This window comes from Cellulosilyticum sp. ST5, from assembly GCF_046529625.1.
Classification (GTDB): Bacteria; Bacillota; Clostridia; order Lachnospirales; family Cellulosilyticaceae; genus Cellulosilyticum; species Cellulosilyticum lentocellum.
In genome coordinates, this window is the sequence record NZ_CP132338.1 from 1238080 (window position 1) to 1258397 (window position 20318).

Consider the following 20318-nt stretch of genomic DNA (forward strand, 5'->3'; position numbering starts at 1 on the left):
TACAAATGAGAGCAATTAAAATACTAGATACACATACCATTAATAAAATTGCGGCAGGAGAAGTAGTGGAAAGACCTTGTTCTGTTGTTAAAGAATTAGTAGAAAATAGTATTGATGCCAAAGCTAGTTCCATTACAGTAGAAATAAAAAATGGTGGTGTTGACTTAATTCGTGTGACAGATAATGGGGTAGGTATTCCAAAAGATCAAGTAGAAGTAGCTTTTTTACGTCATGCAACAAGTAAGATTACTTCGGCAGAAGATTTGTATGAAGTGATGAGTTTAGGGTTTAGAGGTGAAGCGTTAGCAAGTATTGCAGCTGTTTCCAATGTAGAACTTTTAACCAAGGAAGAGCAAGAGTTAACCGGTAAGCGTATAGAGATAAGTGGAGGGAAGATGTCAGCTGCAGAAGAAGTTGCCTGTCCTAATGGGACTACCTTCATTATGCGTCACTTGTTTTTTAATGTTCCTGCTAGAAAATCTTTTTTAAGTAGTAGTAGTTCAGAGGGAGCAAAAATTTCAGATTATATGTATAAATTAGCATTAGCACATCCGGAGGTAAGTTTTAAATATATTCAAAATGGAAAAACTATATTTACGACTTCAGGAGACCATGAGTTAAAGCATGCTATTTTAAATATTTATGGAAAAGAATATGCTAGAAATACGCTAGAGTGCTACTATAAAAGCGATACTATAGAATGTATGGGGTTAATTGGAAAGCCAGTTTTAAATAGGGGAAATCGTAATTATGAGCATTTTTTCATTAATAGCCGCTATATTAAAAGTCAATTATTACAAGGTGCTGTAGAAGATGCTTATAAAACTTTAGTGATGGTAGGTAAATTTCCTTTTTCAGTGCTTCACTTGTATTTGGACCCTTCTTTAGTAGACGTTAATGTTCATCCTACTAAATTGCAAGTCCGTTTTAAAAACCCAGATACTATTTATAAAGCGGTTTATGAAGGGGTTAGCCATGCGTTAAGGGAAGCTTATTTAGTACCACAAGTGGCTACTGAGCCAGGGCCAAAGGAAGCTAAAGTTGAACCGGTTATTGAGCAAGGTATCATAGATACTTTTTTTGCACCACGTAAAGAAAAGGAAGAAGTAACACCTCAAAGTCTTTTAAAACATAATCCTACTGATTTTCAAAGAGAAGATGTAAATCCCCCTTCTATTAGTCGGTTATTTGGCAATAGAGATAGTCAGCATGTTTCTCCTCAAGCCATTGATACTTATGAGAAACAGCTGAGTCAAGTTTTTAAAGAAGAAATGATTCATCAAAGTACTACAGAACCGACTGATGAAATGATTCACGAACTGGAGAAGACTAATAAAGAATATGGTATTAGTCGTTTTGAAGATGTACCTTTACCACCTAAGATTCAAGTTGAAGAAAAACCTACTTCACCAGCCATTTTACCTACAGATTATCGTATTGTAGGACAAGTATTTAAAACCTATTGGTTAATCGAATATCATGAGAAGGTTTTTATTATTGACCAACATGCAGCTCATGAAAGAGTATTATATGAGCAATTTATGGCAGAGTTTAAAGCAAATGAGGTCGCAACGCAGCTGCTTTTAATGCCTGAGACTTTAATGGTAACACCGGTAGAAATGACTCTTTTAAATGAACATGAAGAACTTTTTAAAAAATTAGGATTTCAATTTGAAGCTTTTGGAGAAAATGCTGTTGCCATTAGAGAAGTACCTTTTATTTTGAATGAGCCATTATCACCGGCTGTATTCAAAGAAGTATTAGATCGTTTAACTCATGATAAGCTTCAGGATATTGCGGAGCTTAAAGCAGAAGCCATTATTCGTATGTCATGTCGTAGCGCTATTAAAGCTCATGACCAAATATCTGATCGTGAGTGTCGTAAGCTAATCGAGTTATTATTAGCTTTAGATAATCCTTTTACTTGCCCTCATGGTAGACCAACATTGGTTGCACTCACTCAAGTTGATATTGAGAAAATGTTTAAGAGAATTTAATGTAATCTAAGAAAGGTAGATTTATGAAACGACCACTTATTTTAATTGCAGGGCCTACTGCTTCAGGTAAAACACAAACGAGTGTTCTGTTGGCAAAGGCAATTAATGGGGAAATTATATCAGCTGATTCCATGCAAATTTATAAAGGAATGGATATCGGAACGGCTAAAGTAAAGCCAGAAGAAATGCAAGGTATTCCTCATTATATGATTGATGAATGGGAAGCGAATTTTCCTTGTAGCGTGGCTACTTTTAAAGAGCGTGTCAAAAGTTATTTAGAAAAGATTTATCAAAAGGGGAAAATACCTATTTTAGTAGGAGGTACAGGTTTTTATATAAATGCTATTTTATTTGATACCCAATTTGAAGAAACTTCACCAGATGAAGACTATAGAGAAGAGCTTCAGCATTTTGTAAATGAAAATGGTGTAGATAAGCTTCATGAGATGCTGAGAGAAGTAGACCCGATTAGTGCTGAAAATATTCATGCTAACAACATTAAACGTGTAATTCGTGCTTTAGAATATTATAAAGAAACGGGACATCCTATTTCAGCCCATAATGAGGAGGAAAAGGAAAAGCGTAAGGGGAATGAATCACCTTATGCCTATACTTTCTTTGCATTAACTATGGAACGTAGCAAGTTATATGAAAGAATTAACTTGCGCATTGACCAAATGGTAGAAGAAGGTTTAGTTGAAGAAGTCAGACACTTTTTTGAAGCAGGTTATAGTGAAGACTTACCTTCTATGAAAGCCATTGGTTATAAAGAATTCTTTCCTTATTTTAAAGGAGAGGAGACACTAGAAGCCTCTATTGAACAGCTTAAGCAAAATACAAGACGCTATGCTAAAAGACAGCTGACTTGGTTTAAACACCAAGCTAATCCTATTTTCTTATCAGTTGATCAGCTAGGATTTAATCCCGAGACAATTGTGTCAGAAATGTTATCAAAAATTAATCTAAATAATAAGGATTTGGAAGTATAATCCTTTAAAAGATAGGCCATAATTACAATATATTATTGCAAAATTATGTAATTTACTGGACAAGCAATAAAATATAATATACAATGAAATCAATTCATTCAAGCCTTTAGGAGGGGAACACCGACTATGAGTAAAGTTATTAATTTACAAGACGTCTTATTAAATCAATTAAGAAAAGATAAAATATCAATTATTGTATTCCTTACTAATGGATTCCAACTTAAAGGAATCATTAAAGGATTTGATAATTTTGTTGTGATTCTAGAAAGTGAAGGCAAACAACAAATGATCTATAAGCATGCCATTTCTACTTTGGTACCATCAAAACCAGTTAATTTAAATGCAGCAGAGTAATAAAACGTTGAGTATCAATGGATATAGTTATTAGTAGACTGCATATTTTAGTGTGAAAGTTTGCCTATGCATATAATGGCAACAAATGATTTTTGGTCGAAAAAAACCGAGTCACTTGTTGTCATTTTTAGTTTTTGGGGGCAAATTACGTGAAAAAGAATAGAATCCAATATGACAGTATTGAATTAAGACAAGGTATAACATAAGGTAGTAAAAGCTAAACCGACGTAAATGTAAGTCATTACCACTACCAAGATGAACCCCTCAGCAGAAATGTTGGGGGTATAATTTTTGTATATATTATTTTCTTGACCATGCATTTAGTTTATCCCAAATATCTTTCATTCCAAAACCCAAAATGATTTCAAACAACAACAAAAACAAGATATAGTTTGGAAGAACAAGTAATCTTTTTAATTTTAGATTATTCATCGTTGCATTTGAGAAAGGACATATTATGAATAAAAACATTGATATTAGTAATGTAATTTTGAAAACTCAGCGTATGATATTGCGTCCTTGGAAAGATACTGATTTGAATGATTTTTACGAATATGCCAAAGTAGATGGAGTAGGGCAGTTAGCAGGTTGGACACCTCATAAAAATATTGAAGAATCAAAGGTGATACTTGATATATTTATTGAAGGTAAGAAAACTTTTGCTATTGAATATCAAAACAAGGTAATTGGTTCTTTGGGGATAGAGTGCTATAACGAAGAAAATTACCCCGAATTTAATTCTTTTCAAGGGAGAGAAATTGGTTATGTCCTTTCCAAAGATTTTTGGGGACAAGATATTATGCCAGAAGCAGTAAAGGCTGTTATTCAATATCTGTTTGAAGTCGAAAACTTGGATTTTATCCTTGTGTGTCATTCTGACAGAAATAAACAGTCTGCAAGAGTTGTTCAGAAATGTGGATTTAAGTACATTAAAACCATAAAATATGATGCTATAGAAAACTCTATTCACAGCATTCTATACAATCCTAGTAGAAAGTAGGAAGGTAGCAAAAAATTTCAGTTTATCTATTGATCTATTATCTAAAACTTATCTAAATGGGTAATATTTTAATACTTTGTAGAGGGTGTAATTTACTGGTTGGTGATAGCAGTGTGAGGGATTGGTAGGAGGTGCATTCTATATGGATTATGAAAATTATATGGAACTATATGAGGCAATATATTTTTTTAGTAGATTGGATTGTTGTATTGATAATAGACTACCAAAACAATTAATTGAAGATAAAATGAAAAAATTGGGATTAAATGAAAGCATATATAAAGCAATTATTAGAATATTGATGGTAAACAATTTACTTGATTATGATGGAAGATGTTTTGTGTTAACTAATGAAAATAAGGCAAAGTACTTGCATATACTTGATAACATAATTAGCAAAAATCAAGATGACCACTATTCAGCATTATTTAATAAAGGAATTAATGAATCCCAGTTTTTTTTCGATAGTATTACTGATGCAGAGTACGAGATTTATTCAAGGTACAATTATCACATAACGTTCAAAATAGGAAAAGAATTAGCCAAACATGTAAATTGGGCTAATATGAAAGTACTAGAATTGGGTGGAAACAGTGGTGGTCTAGGAAGGGCTCTTTTATTAATGAATAAAGACTGTTCTTATACAATTGTTGATACTAAAATCCCTTGTATGCTAGGAAATGAATTTAAGAAATTAAATAATGTTGACATTACATTTATAGAAGGTAATATTTTTAAATTAATGTTAGCAAGTGCATTATATGATTATATTATACTAATGAATTTGCTTCATGATTTTGATGATAGAAGATGTTTAGATATTTTGAACAATTGCATGAAGTATTCTGATGGTAATACAAAGATTTTGGTAATTGAGGATATCTTGAGAGAAGAATTTGAACCCAAAGAGGTAGTTATGCATGGCTTGAGGTTATCAGTTGAATGTAGAGGCGGTAAACAACGAATTATAAGAGAATTAGTAGGCTTATTTTCAAATATAAACTACAAACTTGAAAAAATGATGCAACTAGATACCATTCATACGATGCTAGTTATGGGACTTTGTGATAATTGAAAAATCACTTATGGAGAGAATATATGCCCCTACTAGTTAAACTAAGATAAAAACTTATACTAAAGACCACGACCCACCAATAAGAGGTACAAAATGCCTAAAATGAAAAAATTTTCATTAAGTATTAAAATCAGAACATCACTATTGATAATGAAATTAAAAAGTAGTAAAGCGAATACAACGATAGGAGATGATGAGTACGTGAAAGGTGAAAAAATTATTTTTAAAGGAAATACATTTAAAGTAATAGGATATATTGTATTCAATTTTTTCTTAGCATAGTTTGTTTTTTATGCATCATTGTAGAGAGGGTACGCTAAAGAGATATTTTACATATAATATAAAAGGTAGGTGATATCATGGCTCGGCCAACAGAGAGCATAACATTTTGGTACCATCAAAACCAGTTAATTTAAATGCAACAGAGTAATAATTTTTGAAAGCAAAGGCTTTCAGAAGCATATTATTTATGCCATGATCTTTTGATTTTAAGAACAAGATAAATGCGTGACAAATGATTTTAGGGAAAACTACCTTTAGTCATTAGTTACGCTTTTTTATTGAATAATATCTTGTATTAAAGCTGAAATATCTCTATAATTGATACGGAATAAGTAATGAAAGGTGTGGAATTTTGGAGCTTGATCAATTGTATTGTGTTAAAAAAACAGATTTTCCAGTACTAGAAAATCTGTTGACAGCTTGTTTTGAGAATGACCCGTTATATACGCTTCTTATTCCTGATGAAGAAATAAGAAAGAAGTTATTACCTGAACTATTTAAGTGTGATTTAGATGAATTTTTTAATACTTGTAAGGTTTATGCTGATAGTGAAGATATGAATGGTATTATTATTGTATCTGATGAGACGGAGCCATTTCATATTTTAAGATATTTGATAAGTACTTATTATGCTACTTTTAAAACAGACTGTTACTTAATTAAAGAGGATCCTTCTCTAAGAGTACTTTGGCATTTCTTAAAAGGAAAAGATTATTTAAATTCTAGGTGGACAGAACATATTAAACAAAAAGAACGTTTACATATTATTTATTTAGCAGTACATCCATTAAAACAACATTGTGGTATTTCAAAACTCTTGCTTACAGAAGTTTTAGATTATGCAGATGCACATAGTTTATTAGTTTCTTTAGAAACACATAATGATAAAAATGTAGCTTTTTATCAGCACTTCGGGTTTAAACTTTTTGAGGTGGTAGAAAAATCTATTCATTTAAAGCAATACTGTATGATTCGATAGAAATATTAATGAAAAAGATACCAATACTTTAAAAGTCTATACAAGAACGTATAGATTTTTTTAGATTGAGGCAATACTTAGCATAAGAAAAATCCTCAAAATGAAAGGATTAACTTATGTCCTTGGAATATATTCTTAAACGTGTTATTCGTGAGAAAGGTAGTCGTAGTGATTGTAGTATTTATTTATCTATTAGTTTAGCTTATATGGAAAAGGAAAATTGGATAGAAGCTGGTATTTTTTTGAAATTAGCACGCCAGACAAAAGAAAGCTATGAAGAACAGGTTGCAGTAGAATTAATAGATGGTGTTTTGAAAACTGAAAGTACAGAAGCAAGTATGAGGTTATTGGAATCTATTAAGGATGAGGGTTAACAAAAACTTGAACTCATACAAAAAGATGTTATAATGAAATTACATTTAAAATCAGACAAAATTCGCTGATTAAGCCCTCTCTATAGAGGGCTTAATTGATGAATACATATAAAGGAGATACTATGGGTATTTTAGAGGATTTATTAGGTATATCACCAGAAACAGAAGCATTTTGCAAAGTTTGTGAACAAGAGTTGCAATCTATATATGCGGAAATTGATGAGGTAATGCATTTAAATGGTGCTAAAGTATTACATGCGATGCAAAAAAATAAGTTAAGTGATATTCATTTTGCAGCGACAACGGGTTATGGCTACAATGATTTAGGTCGTGATACAGTAGAACAAATTTATGCAGATATCTTTAAGGCAGAGGCAGGACTTGTAAGACCTCAGCTTATGTCAGGTACACATGCTTTAACTGTAGCTTTATTTGGTAACTTAAGACCAGGTGATGAATTACTATCACCAGTAGGAAAACCTTATGATACTTTAGAAGGTGTTATTGGTATACGTGAAACACCAGGAAGTTTAGCCGAGTATGGTATTACTTATAAACAAGTAGATTTAAGAGAGGATTTTAGTTTTGATTATGAAGGTATTAAAGCAGCCATAACTGAAAAAACAAAACTAGTAACCATTCAGCGTTCAAAAGGGTATAGTTATAGACCAACTTTTTCAGTAGCACAAATAGGAGAGCTTATTACTTTTATTAAAGACATTAAACCAGACGTTATTTGTATGGTAGATAATTGTTATGGTGAATTTGTGGAAACTATTGAACCAACAGAAGTAGGGGCTGATTTATGTGTAGGCTCACTCATTAAAAATCCAGGTGGTGGCCTTGCTCCTATAGGTGGCTATATCGTAGGAAAAGAGCAATATGTAGAAAATTCTGCTATGAGACTAACAGCACCTGGACTGGGAAAAGAAGTAGGCGCTACATTAGGATTGAATCAACCTGTTCTTCAAGGACTTTTTTTAGCACCAGAAGTGGTAGCAAATGCTTTAAAGGGAGCCATTTTAGCAGCGGCTATGTTTGAAAAATTAGGTTTTGATGTTATGCCTAGTTCAAAGGAAACCAGACATGACATTATTCAAGCTATTAATATGCAAACGCCTGAGAAAGTTATTAGCTTTTGTCAAGGAATTCAAAAAGGTGCACCAGTGGATAGCTTTGTAACACCTGAGCCATGGGATATGCCAGGTTATGATGCACCGGTTATTATGGCAGCAGGTGCTTTTATTCAAGGTGCTTCTATTGAAATGAGTGCGGATGCACCTATTAAGCCACCTTATACAGCTTTTTTCCAAGGAGGATTAACTTTTTATCACGCTAGATTAGGAATGATGAAAGCCTTACAAACCATGATTGATCACGGACATATTCAACTTTCCTAAGACATGTGTATTTTAAAATATAAATATATAAATATCATATAAAGTTAAAAGGTGCCATAGTTGATAGACTATTATGGCACCTTTTTAGTAGATTAAAAGGCGAAAGATATAAGTTAAGGATTTATTACTTAAGAGACTCAATCTCAGCTAACCAAAGAGCACTACTTGCATCTGATGGCATGCGCCAATCACCACGAGGTGATAAACCAATAGAGCCAACTTTAGGTCCGTCTGGTAAACAAGAGCGTTTAAACTGCTGAGCAAAGAAACGCTTATAAAAGACTTTTAACCATTTAAGTAAAGTTTCATTACTATACTGATTGTTAAATGCCATTTGTGCGAGATGATAGATTTTAGAAGGCGCATAGCCAAAGCGAAGCATGTAATAAATGAAGAAGTCATGGAGTTCATAGGGACCTACTAGATCTTCAGTTTTTTGAGTAATATCTCCTCTATCACTTGTAGGAAGCAATTCAGGACTAACAGGTGTGGCAAGTACATCAAATAAAATTTCTTGAATTAAAGGTTCACTTTCATAGTAAGCTACATATTCAATTAGATAGCGCATTAATGTCTTAGGGACAGAAGCATTAACACCGTACATAGACATATGGTCACCATTATAAGTTGCCCAACCTAAAGCGAGTTCAGAAAGATCACCTGTTCCAACGACGAGACCATTATATTGATTAGATAAATCCATCAAGATTTGAGTACGTTCTCTGGCTTGAGCATTTTCATAGGTAGTATCATGGATACTAGCATCATGTTCAATATCTTTAAGATGTTGTAAAGTAGAAGGTACAATAGAAATCTCCTTTTGAGTGATACCAAGTAATTTCATTAAGCTAATAGCATTATGATAAGTACGGTCAGAAGTACCAAAACCAGGCATTGTTACCCCTATAATGCTACAAGATGGCATATTAAGAAGTTTAATAGCTTTTACGCAAACTAAAAGGGCTAAAGTAGAATCTAAACCTCCAGAAACTCCAATAACAAGATGCTCTGCATGGGTATGTTCCATTCGCCTAGCTAACCCATGAGCTTGAATGGCAAAGATACTTTTACAACGCTGCGTACGTGTTTTTTCTTCTTTAGGAATAAAGGGATGAGGATTAATGTTTTTGTCAGGTTCCTTAACCTTTAAAGCTAAATCAAATTCAATCATTTGATAATTGATTTCTTTAAATGGTAGAGGCGAAGTTGCATAGTTAAAACGTAAACGTTGATTATAAAGGTGTTCAAGATCTAAAGTGGCATAAGTGATTAAATTCTCTCTTGAAAAGAGCTCGGACTCAGCTAGTAAGGAGCCGCCTTCATATATCAATTGATGACCACTAAAGACAAGGTCACTGGTAGACTCATAAATGCCAGAAGATGTATATAAATAACCACACATTGTTTTTGAAGAATGTTGTGCTACTAGTGCTTTACGCTGATTCATCTTACCAACAGTTTCGTTACTTGCAGATAGATTAGCTATAATGGTAGCACCATAAATAGTATGACAGGTACTAGGTGATAAAGGAGACCATAAATCTTCGCATATATCAATACCTAAACAAAAATAGGGAATGCGTTTGGCTTTAAAAAGTAAATGAGAAGAAATAGTAACGGTCTGCCCAGCATAAACCATTTCGGAATGTAGAATTTCATGGGCGGCACTAAACCAACGCTTTTCATTAAACTCATTGTAATTAGGTAGAAAACTTTTAGGTACAATACCTAATAATTTTCCTTTAAATAAGACACAGGCTGTATTAAATAAATGACCTTCATGGGCAATTGGGGCACCTACAAGAATAAGCTGCTCACTAGTAGCAGTTGCATCTAAAAGCTGTTTTATATTTTTTTCAGTTTCAGCTAGTAAATTACTTTGATAAAAGAGATCACCGCAGGTATATCCTGTTAAACATAATTCGGGAAATACAGCAATAGAAGCACCTGCAGTTTCACTTTCTTTTATACAGTTGTATATTTGCTTCAGATTGTAGTTGCAGTCACCGACAGATAATTTAGGTGTAATTGTACAAACTTTAATAAAGTGATTTGTCATTAAAAAACCTCCATTTAATGCAATAGAAAAGTAACATCAATAGTCTTAATATGCCACAAATAAGAAGAATATATCCAGTTACAAAGAGGATAGCTAAACGGTATCACTCTAACAGAGGATTTAGTTCAAAAAAATACACCATACCTATCTAAAATTAGATAGGTATGGTGTATCATATTAGAATAACGCTTAAGACATTAAAACTCTCTAAAAAGTCCAATAACTTTACCAAGAATTTTAACATCCTGACAATAGATCGGATCCATCGTGTCATTTTCCGGTTGAAGTCTGAAGCAATCTTTTTCCTTGAAAAAACGTTTAACAGTTACCTCATCCTCAATTAAGGCGACAACAATTTCGCCGTTACGAGCAGAATCCTGATGACGAACGATGATTTGATCTCCATCTAAAATCCCTGCATTAATCATACTGGTTCCTTTGACATTAAGCATGAAAGTTTCTTCATGGCGAGTAAGGTGTTTAGGGAGAGGAAAGTATTCTTCAATGTTTTCAACAGCTAAAATAGGTGCACCAGCTGTTACTTTACCTACAATAGGAACAGCACTAACATGATCCTCTAGCCAATTCATTTCTTCGTCTAAGATTTCAATGGTACGAGGTTTACTAGGGTCGCGTTTAATAAATCCTTTTTTTTCTAAGGTATTTAAATGGCTATGAACAGTAGAGGTGGAACTTAAACCTACTGCAATACAAAGTTCACGTACTGATGGTGGATAGCCTTTTTCCTTTAAGTTTTGTTTAATACATGACAAAATCTGTTGTTGTTTGGCTGTTAATGTTTGATCCATACGTATCCCTCATCTTTACTAAAATATAGTTCATTATAGCATATTTTCTATAGGATAGCAAACATACGTTCTAATAGGGGAGAAAAGAGTTACATATTGTCTAATTTCCGTATAGTATGCACTAGCCGTCTTGTATATTAGATGAGGAACTATCTGTTATTTCTAATTAAGAAGTAGAAGCAAATTATAAATAAAAGGAAGGATGGTGAAATAAGATAACTCATTTCACCATCCTTCCTTTTACTATTTTTTATTAAAAGTAGTTATACGGTAAAATATTTCTGATTAAGCCATACACTAGCAAAATAACAATAGAAATAATTAATCCTATGTTTTCAATTTGAGTAAATGAAATTTTGCCTATTTTGATATAGAGTAGTATGTACTTAATGCCTATTAGAATATAAAAAGGCAATAGGATAAAGATGGCTTTATTATAATAAAAAGCTGTATCAAAATCTAGTGAGAGTATAGCCAAACACATCCTAGTCACACCACATCCTGGGCAATACCAGCCTGTAATATGATGAAAAAGACACGGAATATGTAAAGCACTAAAATGACACCATATAGCATATAGTAAGCCTAAAGCCATTATACAGATAGCAAACTGTAAAACATTTATAGCTCTTTTCTTTTTAGAGGTCATTTTAAACAGCTAGCTTATTAAGTTCATATTGAATAAGTGCATAAGTGATAATGCCACCAAAGAGGAATAAGATTAAGTAAAGAATACCACCATTACTAGCTGGAATGCCGCGTTTTTGTTTAGCAATGTCTAATCTATCCCCCATTTTAAATGCCCAAAATAAACCGTAAATGCCACATGTTACGATAGTAAGTATAAGAGCCATTACACCAGAAGTAGAATATTCACCAGAAGCGGTACTTACATCATCTGTTAAACATACAAACCAGTATAAACCATAAATCCCACAAGTAACAATTGATAAAATAATACATATTGCGATGTTCTTCTCTTTAATCATTGAAAACCTCCTTGGATTTTAATATATTAAAATGATACTATATTTAAACAAATCAGTCAATTATATATGTTCTACATATTTTAGGCGTATAATTTATTCTTCGCGGAGTTTAATAATAGAAGCAGCATAACGTTTGCGGGCATCATCCATTTGGGCATAATGTTTTTTAGTGGTATTCACATCCTTATGTCCTAGGACATCAGCAACTAAATAAATATCACCAGTTTCTTGATAAAGTTGGGTACCATAGGTAGAACGAAGTTTATGAGGTGTTATTTTCTTTAACTGAGTTACTAAACTACTATATTTTTTAACTAGTAACTGTACACTACGTACAGAAATACGTTTATTTTGCAAAGAAAGAAATAGAGGATGATCAATATCCTTACAAGTTTTAGTACGCCTATCGGTTAAATAGTCTCTTAAAATCTTTTCTACTTCTTTACTAAAGTAAATAATAGTTTCATTACCACCCTTGCGAGTGATTTTAATACCATTATAGTTGAAGTCAATATCTTCTATATTAATACCTACACATTCTGAAACACGAATGCCTGTTCCAAGAAGAACGGCTACAATAGCTAAATCTCTTTTTCGAGTAAACTCATGATAAATCTTTTGCTTATCGGTTAATTGTTCACCAGATTCAACCACGTCTAATAACTTTGCGATTTCATCTACATCGAGTTTAATAATGGGTTTTTCATAGATTTTAGGCATATCTACTAAGGAAGTTGGATTATGTAGAATACGTTGCTGTTTGTAAAAGTAATTGTATAGCGTTTTAATGGATGCCAATTTTCTTGCTTTTCCTGTTTGCCCATTTTGATGATATTGTCCATTATTCAAATTCTCCTGAGCTGCAGCAGGTGAAAGTGGTGCATGATGCGTATGTTCTTTATTACTTATTTCGTAGTATGATAAGTATTCTAAATAACGTTCGATATCTCTTGGTGTAATAGATTCTAATTGTTCTAGTGTAATAGCAGCAATAGAAGGTAAGTCTTTTAAACCAGGAATAGATTCATGTAGGAAGTTTAAATAAACTCTAATGTCATAAGCATAAGCGAGCCTTGTATTAGCGCTACTAGTATGTTCTATTCCTCTAAAAAAGTCAAAAATATAGGGGGGAAGCGTTTGGAGTAATTCCCTTGTTTTAAGCGTTACATATTTTTGACGACGTTCTTGATAACTAGCCATTTATTTTCCCTCCTTAGTTTTCCAGCCTTCAATAGTGCTCCTTTGAATAGCACCGAACAAATGTTCTGGTAGCCTTGGAATATCTCTTTGCAAACTTGAAATAAGTTCTTTTGTTGTTTCTCTTTTAGTCTGACCGTCAGCAGGACAAGGACTTTTAACGACTGGAAGGCTCTCTTTTTTTACAAATCCTCTAATATCTTTTTCTGGTGCATAAATCAGAGGACGAATAATGTGCAAATCGACTTGATCCATGTAAGTAACAGGTGCCATTGTATGAATACGTCCCTCATAAAAAAGAGACATTAATAAGGTCTCATTAATATCATCCTTGTTATGACCTAGAGCAATTTTAGTACACCCCATCTTTTTTGCTTCTTCATATAAGGCACCCTTACGCATTTTCGAACATAAGGAGCAAGGATTAGACTCTTTACGTTCTTCAAAGATAATTTGTGCAATTTGAGTATTACATACATAAAAAGGGACTTGTAGCGTATCAAAAAAAGAGCTTACTTCAGATAAATCGAAGTTATCAAAGCCTAAAGACACCGTTATTCCCATGATCTCAAAAGACTTTGGATAAAATCGTTTAAGATGACTAAGTGCTAGAGCTAATATCAAGCTATCTTTTCCACCAGAAATACCAATAGCAATTCGGTCACCTTCCGCTATCATATTATAATCTTGAACGGCACGTCTTACGTAGCTGAGTAAATGTTGTAATTGCATTGTGTATCCTCCATCAACTATGCGTTAAAGTTTTTATTAGTATAGCACAGATTGCTTATAACTTAAACGGATGTTAGCTCATTGGTTTTTGTGGTATGATACAAGTAATATAAGCTAATTAAAAGGATGTATTAAATATAGAAAAATAATTCAATGGTTAAGTAGTAAAGGAGATATGCCATGAGAATAGATATGCACGTTCATGTAACACCACCAGATATCATTAAGCAGTATCAAAAATTTGGAGAAAAGGAACCTTACTTTACGCTTCTATCTAATAGCCCTCAAAATCGATTTGTAACAGCAGAAGAAGTACTTACACATATGCAGGAAGCAAAGATTGACCATTCTGTTATTTTTGGCTTTAGTTTTCAAGATATGGGACTTTGTCAATATGTGAATGATTATGTAATGGAAGTAACTCGAAAATATAAAGATAAGCTAGTAGGATTTGCGGCTGTTGTGCCACAACATCCACATGTAGAACGAGAGATTGAGAGATGCTATCAGGGTGGCCTTAGAGGGATAGGAGAACTTTTCCCAGCGGGACAAAATTTTCAAATAGATGATGCCAACCAAACAGCAGCAATGGCAAATTGTAGTAAGCATTATCACATGCCTATTATAGTACATACCAATGAACCAATTGGACATGACTATATAGGAAAGACTTCAACTTCTTTAAGAGAAATAGATGCATTTATCAAGCATCATCCAGATCAACCTATTATTTTAGCTCATTGGGGTGGGGGAATTTTTATTTATGAACATATGAAAGAAATTAAGGAGAAATTCAAAAATGTTTATTATGATACAGCAGCAATGATCTTTTTGTATGAACCGGCTATTTATGACACTGCCAAGACAATGGGAATATTAGATAAAGTACTATTTGGAAGTGATTACCCTTTAGTGTCACCTAAGCGCTATGATAAAGGTTTAAAAGAAACTACTTTAACAGAGCAGGAACAAAATGCTATTTATGGAGGTAATGCAAAACGCCTACTAGAAGTATGTGGTATACGACTTTAAGCGTTTTTGAATGATAGGAGAAGAGATGACTTTTGAAGAACTAAAGGAACAAGCAAAAAATTTGTCACTTGCACCGGGTGTTTATTTAATGAAAGATCGAGAAGGCTATGTCATTTATGTTGGGAAATCTAAACACTTAAAAAATCGTGTAAGTTCTTATTTTGGAAGCTTAAAGCATGTAAAACCTAGAATTAAACGAATGGTAGCTGCTATAGATACTTTTGAGTGTAAGTATACAGATACAGAGTTAGATGCACTTATTTTAGAATGTGTACTTATTAAGCAATATAAACCGTTGTATAATCGTCTTTTAAAAAACGAAAAAAAGTATCGCTATATTCATGTAGGAATTGAAGAATCATTAGGTTCTGTCACAGCTGTTTATGAAAAGGGCAATACGGGACTTTATTTTGGTCCCTATGACCAAAGTGCTGATTTGTTAACGGCAGTAGAAGCTTTAAGGAATTATTTTGGGCTTCCGTCTTGTAAGCAAGGGGAAGGGGTAGAAGGATGTCTAACTTATAAACTAAAAAGATGTGTAGGACCTTGTCAGGATTCTAATAGAGAAGAGCATCAAAAGGCATTAAAAAGCTTGGTGCTTTTTTTAGAAGGAGAAAATCAATTACCATTGGTGTTTTATGAAACAGCCATGAAAGAAGCTAGTGAGCAGCTAGATTTTAATAAAGCCATTATATATAGACAGAATTGGTATGCCCTAAAACGTTTAGGTTATAGACAGGAAGCCATAGCATTAAGTCTAGCACAAACCAGAGGAATGGCTGTATTACCATGTCCAATGGGAGGATGTAAGCTATACTTACTTAAAGGAACAACTATATTGCAAAGCTTTTATTGGAACATACAAGATAGAAACCAATTATTAAAAAATTTTATTGAACAGGGCAATAGTTATCTAAGCAAACCCTTTAAGAAGAGCTACGACTTAGATAAAACAAAAATAGATCAAAGCTTAATTATCTATTCGTACTTAATGAATCAGCAAGTAGCTTTTTATGAAACAATTGAAGATAGGAGAGCTATTGAAAAAGTAAGCAATCGCCTTTTAAAGGCATATTTAAGTCAGAGAGAGTAATAAAGAATAAAATTTACTGATACGGAAAAACTAAAGCTTATTGAGTGGTAATCATGTACAGGTTTATTAAATTAGTTAAAATAGGATGGTGACACAATGAATTGGCTTATTCAGGCATTAAGAGATTATCCTGAATTAGCGCTTTTCTTGTTATTATTTCAGGAAAGATTTTAGGGTATAATGCAGGACAAGCAGCAGGGCTTACAGTAGTCGTCTTAACCCAATCAGCTGTTATTGGTGTAGGGCAAGGGGCTATTGCAAGTTTAAAGGTGCCACCAGCAGATATCAAGCTTATGTCAGACTTTGTACCTATTGGTTATGCCGTTACTTATATTTTTGGGACCATTGGTAGCGCTTTTTTTTCTTTCAACAATTGCACCCAAGTTATTAGGTATAAACCTTCCAGAAGAATGTAAGAAGATTGATGAAAAATCACAAAAAGTAATTGAAGGCTATGGTATTTATTCTGGTGCTTCTGTTGTAGAATACCGTAGCTTTATTATTGCAGAAAATCATGTAGGGCAAACATGGAATGGCGCACTTATTTGGGGATCAATAGTCGTATTATTTTTCTCATAGACATCAGGATTATTACAGAAGAAGAGAGGATAAACTAGTGATTTTAAAAGGAACAGAAGAAATAAAAGAACTTGTAAAAGAATATAAAAATTTAAGCCCTTTTGAACTAAAAAATAAACTTATTGCTATGGCAAAAAGCACAGAAAAGAAAGGCGTGGCTACTTTTTTAAATGCTGGAAGAGGAAATCCCAATTGGACTGCATCTACACCGCGTCAGGCTTTTTTTACACTAGGTTTATTTGCAGTAGAAGAAACGAAGCGTGATGTAGAAAAAAATGATTTAGCAGGAATGCCTTATGTAAAAGATATTGATATGCACTTTGATGAGTTTGTAGCTAATAATAAGCATTTACCTGGTTTAGATCTACTTTCTGGTGTGATTGAATACGGTGTTAAGGTACATGGTTTTAATAAAAATCGTTGGATTTATGAATTAGTGGATGCTATTATAGGCGATCATTATCCTATGCCAGACCGTATGCTTCGTTGTATAGAGAAAGTAGTATATGATTATTTAATGCAAGAAATGGGAAGAGTCATTCCTAAAGAAGTAACACATGACCTATTTGCTGTAGAAGGTGGAACGGCTGCAATGTGCTATATCTTTGATAGTATGATGGCTAATCATCTTTTGGAAAAAGGGGATCATATTGCTCTAATGGTTCCTATTTTTACGCCTTATTTAGAAATTCCTCATTTAAGCCGCTATGCACTTAAAGTAACTAATATTCATGCCAGTGAAATTAATGAGGAAGGAAGACACAACTGGCAATATCCAAAAGAAGAACTAGATAAAATAGCAGATAAAACTGTTAAAGCACTTTTTTTAGTTAATCCAAGTAATCCTCCTTCAGTGGCTATCAATGACGAATCAATTATTTATATGAAGCAGATTATCAAAGAAAAAAATCCTAAATTAATGATTATTACAGATGATGTTTATGGTACGTTTACCAATAACTTTAAATCACTAATGACAGAAATTCCAGAACAAACAATAGGTGTGTATTCATATTCTAAGTATTTTGGGGTAACAGGTTGGAGACTAGGTCTTATTGCTATTAGCAAAAAAAATATATTTGATCAGCTTATTAGAGAGTTACCACCAGAAGTCATCTCTGATTTAGATCATCGTTATGGTGCATTAACTAATAATCCAAGAGATATTACTTTTATTGATCGTATTGTAGCAGATAGTAGGCAAGTAGCTTTAAATCATACAGCTGGTTTGTCCACACCACAGCAAGCACAAATGGCAATTTTCTCTGTCTTTGCCTTACTTGACAAAGAAAATTGCTATAAAAAACAAACGCAAGAAATTTGCCATAGACGCCTTAAACTCTTATATGATCACTTAGATTTACCACTTTATTTGCAACCTCATAATACAGCTTATTATAGTGAAATTGATTTACTTGTGTGGGCTCGAGTTAAATACAATGAAGAGTTTGTTAATTATTTAGAAATACATTATGCACCGGAGGATATTCTTTTTCGTCTCGCTCAAGAATATGCCATTGTGTTATTAAATGGTAATGGTTTTAAAGGTCCTGATTGGTCAATCCGTGTTTCATTGGCTAATTTACCAGATGAAGCTTATGCACAAATTGGTGATGCTATTAATGCAATTTTTAATCAGTATGTAGAAGCTTGGAAGCAAACAAAATAAGTGCTTAAAAATCTTGGTATTTATTAGATTTGTAAAACCTAGTTATCTATGCCTAAATCTATAGAAGCATGATATTAATAGAGTTATCTATATTAAATCTATACAGTATAGATAACTTTATTGATATTGATTTGATATTATGATATATTTTGGTAAATATCAATTTACTTTCAAGTATAGAGGCATTTAGGAGGAGTAAGCAAATGATATCTGCTACAACGGCAAAAATAATAAATATTTTACCTAATAAATTTGTCACATACATATCTAAAAAAATGGTTAATAAATACCTGAAAAAATATGCTAGTATAAACATACAGGGAAGTGAAAACTTAAAAGGATTAAAAACACCAACTATTTTTATATGTAATCATTTAAGCAATTCTGATGGATTAGTTTTAGATAAGGCTTTAAAAGAGATTGATCCAACTTTTGTAGCAGGTATAAAACTATCAAATAATGCTATTACAAGTATAGGGGTTAATGTAGTAAAGACGACAAATATAAAACCTAATACTGTTGATAAAGATGGTCTTAAAAAAATCGTGAGCCTTGTTAAGCAAGGTGAAAGTTTATTGATTTTCCCAGAAGGAACTAGAAGTAGAGTTGGTAGCTTGATAGAAGCAAAGAGAGGAGTCCTTCTTATAGCAAGAATGACAGGAGCTCCTATTGTACCTATTGGATTATATGGGACAGAAAAACTGTTACCTATAAATAAAGAAGGAGATATGAGTGCAGAAACCTTTAATTACGCAGATGTTCATATCAACATTGGAAAACAATTTGAATTTCCCAAGAGAGCAAAAGAGCAAGATAAAAAGGAATATGAAGATTTTGCCATAAGATATATAATGAAAAAAATAGCAGAATTATTACCTGAGAATTATAGAGGCGTATATAAATGAATCAGTTGATTTGTATTTTAAAAGTATAAAAGTTGCTTAATCAATGGCTTGATAACTGATTTTGCTGAAACTCCAATACTAGTCGAGAAATTTGAAGTATATCCGTATAAAGATGTTACGGCATTTATTGAATTAAGTAATTAAAAAGTATAGATAAAATAAATACTCTTAGAATGAATAAGCTATTAAGTAATCCAAAAGGATTTTATGTTGGTCAGTAAACATGCTAAATATTAATCGTATACAAATCCAATTATAAAGTAGCTTGTTTAACGGTAGAACTATAAGCCTTAAGAGTAGGTTTAATCTTTATCCGCATTACTATTCGTAAAACCGGTGTTTCGCGAATAGTAAAATACTATAATAAAATAGCATTTTATAACTATTTTTTTCTGTTCCTTTTTAAGAATAATAATTTATCCTTAAAATGAGAAAATCTTTTTCAAACAGATTCAACTATTTCATTTTTGTTATACATATCTTGCATCTCATCCAATGATACATATTTAACATTTACAACTTCTTAAGGTTGTAAAACAAAATCTTCAATTTGGATATATTAGGTATATAAATAAGTATTTACAATGTAATCTGAATGGAATGTATCTACTATATATAGTAATTCATTATAATACTAGTATTTTAAATGCTTGTATATAATTATGTGTAATTTGTAAATAGATACTCCTCTCCTCCACTTTTGATTCCTATTTTTGGATAAAGTTCAATTTTGGGATTTACATACAACTATAATTTTGATATACTCAGTAAGAATTAATAACAATTAAACGGTTGAAATTGACT

The 20318-nt window shown here is 32.6% G+C and carries 21 protein-coding genes; 15 read left to right on the forward strand and 6 right to left on the reverse strand.

Annotated elements, in window-relative coordinates; all coding sequences use genetic code 11:
• Nucleotides 1–5: 5 nt before the first annotated feature.
• From mutL to QTL86_RS06095, 9 genes are all read left to right on the forward strand, one after another.
• Nucleotides 6–1997: a DNA mismatch repair endonuclease MutL gene (mutL, locus tag QTL86_RS06055; RefSeq protein WP_410496764.1), complete on the forward strand. Its 1992-nt coding sequence runs from the start codon at nt 6–8 to the stop codon at nt 1995–1997.
• Nucleotides 1998–2020: 23 nt separating this feature from the next.
• Nucleotides 2021–2986 (forward strand): tRNA (adenosine(37)-N6)-dimethylallyltransferase MiaA, encoded by a 966-nt coding sequence (gene miaA / locus QTL86_RS06060; protein ID WP_127066768.1) that lies wholly within the window; start codon nt 2021–2023, stop codon nt 2984–2986.
• A 126-nt stretch (nt 2987–3112) separates the two neighbouring features.
• On the forward strand, nt 3113–3340 hold the full coding sequence (gene hfq / locus QTL86_RS06065) for an RNA chaperone Hfq (protein WP_013657244.1): 228 nt from the start codon (nt 3113–3115) through the stop codon (nt 3338–3340).
• A gap of 457 nt (nt 3341–3797) precedes the next feature.
• Nucleotides 3798–4340 (forward strand): GNAT family N-acetyltransferase, encoded by a 543-nt coding sequence (locus tag QTL86_RS06070; RefSeq protein WP_410496765.1) that lies wholly within the window; start codon nt 3798–3800, stop codon nt 4338–4340.
• 142 nt (nt 4341–4482) lie between these two features.
• The gene (locus tag QTL86_RS06075) at nt 4483–5415 is read left to right on the forward strand and encodes a methyltransferase (protein WP_410496766.1); all 933 of its coding nucleotides are present in this window, start codon (nt 4483–4485) and stop codon (nt 5413–5415) included.
• Nucleotides 5416–5508: 93 nt separating this feature from the next.
• A complete protein-coding gene (locus tag QTL86_RS06080; protein ID WP_410496767.1) occupies nt 5509–5697 on the forward strand; it encodes a hypothetical protein in 189 nt (62 codons plus the stop codon).
• A 352-nt stretch (nt 5698–6049) separates the two neighbouring features.
• Nucleotides 6050–6676, forward strand: a complete 627-nt coding sequence (locus QTL86_RS06085) for a GNAT family N-acetyltransferase (protein WP_041712971.1) — start codon at nt 6050–6052, stop codon at nt 6674–6676.
• A 116-nt stretch (nt 6677–6792) separates the two neighbouring features.
• Complete coding sequence (locus QTL86_RS06090; protein WP_127066764.1) at nt 6793–7050, forward strand: hypothetical protein; 258 nt, start codon at nt 6793–6795, stop codon at nt 7048–7050.
• 98 nt (nt 7051–7148) lie between these two features.
• The gene (locus tag QTL86_RS06095) at nt 7149–8450 is read left to right on the forward strand and encodes an aminotransferase class I/II-fold pyridoxal phosphate-dependent enzyme (protein ID WP_410496768.1); all 1302 of its coding nucleotides are present in this window, start codon (nt 7149–7151) and stop codon (nt 8448–8450) included.
• 124 nt (nt 8451–8574) lie between these two features.
• Here the strand turns inward: QTL86_RS06095 and QTL86_RS06100 are convergent, their stop codons facing one another.
• The 6 genes from QTL86_RS06100 to QTL86_RS06125 all read right to left on the reverse strand — a co-directional run bounded on the left by QTL86_RS06100 (nt 8575) and on the right by QTL86_RS06125 (nt 14236).
• Nucleotides 8575–10509: an NAD(+) synthase gene (locus tag QTL86_RS06100; RefSeq protein ID WP_410496769.1), complete on the reverse strand. Its 1935-nt coding sequence runs from the start codon at nt 10507–10509 to the stop codon at nt 8575–8577.
• A gap of 197 nt (nt 10510–10706) precedes the next feature.
• Entirely contained in the window at nt 10707–11318 is a 612-nt protein-coding gene (lexA, locus tag QTL86_RS06105) for a transcriptional repressor LexA (RefSeq protein ID WP_013657239.1), read from the reverse strand.
• A 253-nt stretch (nt 11319–11571) separates the two neighbouring features.
• Nucleotides 11572–11967 carry a DUF2752 domain-containing protein gene (locus tag QTL86_RS06110; RefSeq protein ID WP_410496770.1) on the reverse strand — a complete coding sequence of 132 codons (396 nt, stop codon included), beginning with the start codon at nt 11965–11967 and terminating at the stop codon, nt 11572–11574.
• Between the two features lies 1 nt (nt 11968).
• Entirely contained in the window at nt 11969–12307 is a 339-nt protein-coding gene (locus QTL86_RS06115) for a DUF4234 domain-containing protein (RefSeq protein ID WP_127066761.1), read from the reverse strand.
• 93 nt (nt 12308–12400) lie between these two features.
• Nucleotides 12401–13507, reverse strand: coding sequence for a tyrosine-type recombinase/integrase (locus QTL86_RS06120; protein ID WP_127066760.1), 1107 nt, complete (start codon nt 13505–13507; stop codon nt 12401–12403).
• Nucleotides 13508–14236, reverse strand: a complete 729-nt coding sequence (locus QTL86_RS06125) for a tRNA 2-thiocytidine biosynthesis TtcA family protein (RefSeq protein WP_410496771.1) — start codon at nt 14234–14236, stop codon at nt 13508–13510. It lies immediately after the preceding gene.
• 180 nt (nt 14237–14416) lie between these two features.
• On the opposite strand from QTL86_RS06125, the gene QTL86_RS06130 reads away from it, so the two are divergent.
• The 6 genes from QTL86_RS06130 to QTL86_RS06155 all read left to right on the forward strand — a co-directional run bounded on the left by QTL86_RS06130 (nt 14417) and on the right by QTL86_RS06155 (nt 19514).
• Complete coding sequence (locus QTL86_RS06130) at nt 14417–15268, forward strand: amidohydrolase family protein (protein WP_127066758.1); 852 nt, start codon at nt 14417–14419, stop codon at nt 15266–15268.
• Nucleotides 15269–15293: 25 nt separating this feature from the next.
• Nucleotides 15294–16361 (forward strand): GIY-YIG nuclease family protein, encoded by a 1068-nt coding sequence (locus tag QTL86_RS06135; protein WP_410496772.1) that lies wholly within the window; start codon nt 15294–15296, stop codon nt 16359–16361.
• 167 nt (nt 16362–16528) lie between these two features.
• Nucleotides 16529–16777, forward strand: a complete 249-nt coding sequence (locus tag QTL86_RS06140; RefSeq protein ID WP_410497295.1) for a hypothetical protein — start codon at nt 16529–16531, stop codon at nt 16775–16777.
• Nucleotides 16680–16940 (forward strand): hypothetical protein, encoded by a 261-nt coding sequence (locus QTL86_RS06145; RefSeq protein WP_410496773.1) that lies wholly within the window; start codon nt 16680–16682, stop codon nt 16938–16940. The genes QTL86_RS06140 and QTL86_RS06145 overlap by 98 nt, the downstream gene beginning before the upstream one ends.
• Before the next feature lie 37 nt (nt 16941–16977).
• Nucleotides 16978–18609: an aspartate 4-decarboxylase gene (gene aspD, locus QTL86_RS06150; protein WP_410496774.1), complete on the forward strand. Its 1632-nt coding sequence runs from the start codon at nt 16978–16980 to the stop codon at nt 18607–18609.
• 203 nt (nt 18610–18812) lie between these two features.
• Nucleotides 18813–19514 (forward strand): lysophospholipid acyltransferase family protein, encoded by a 702-nt coding sequence (locus QTL86_RS06155; protein WP_127066754.1) that lies wholly within the window; start codon nt 18813–18815, stop codon nt 19512–19514.
• Nucleotides 19515–20318: the final 804 nt, after the last annotated feature.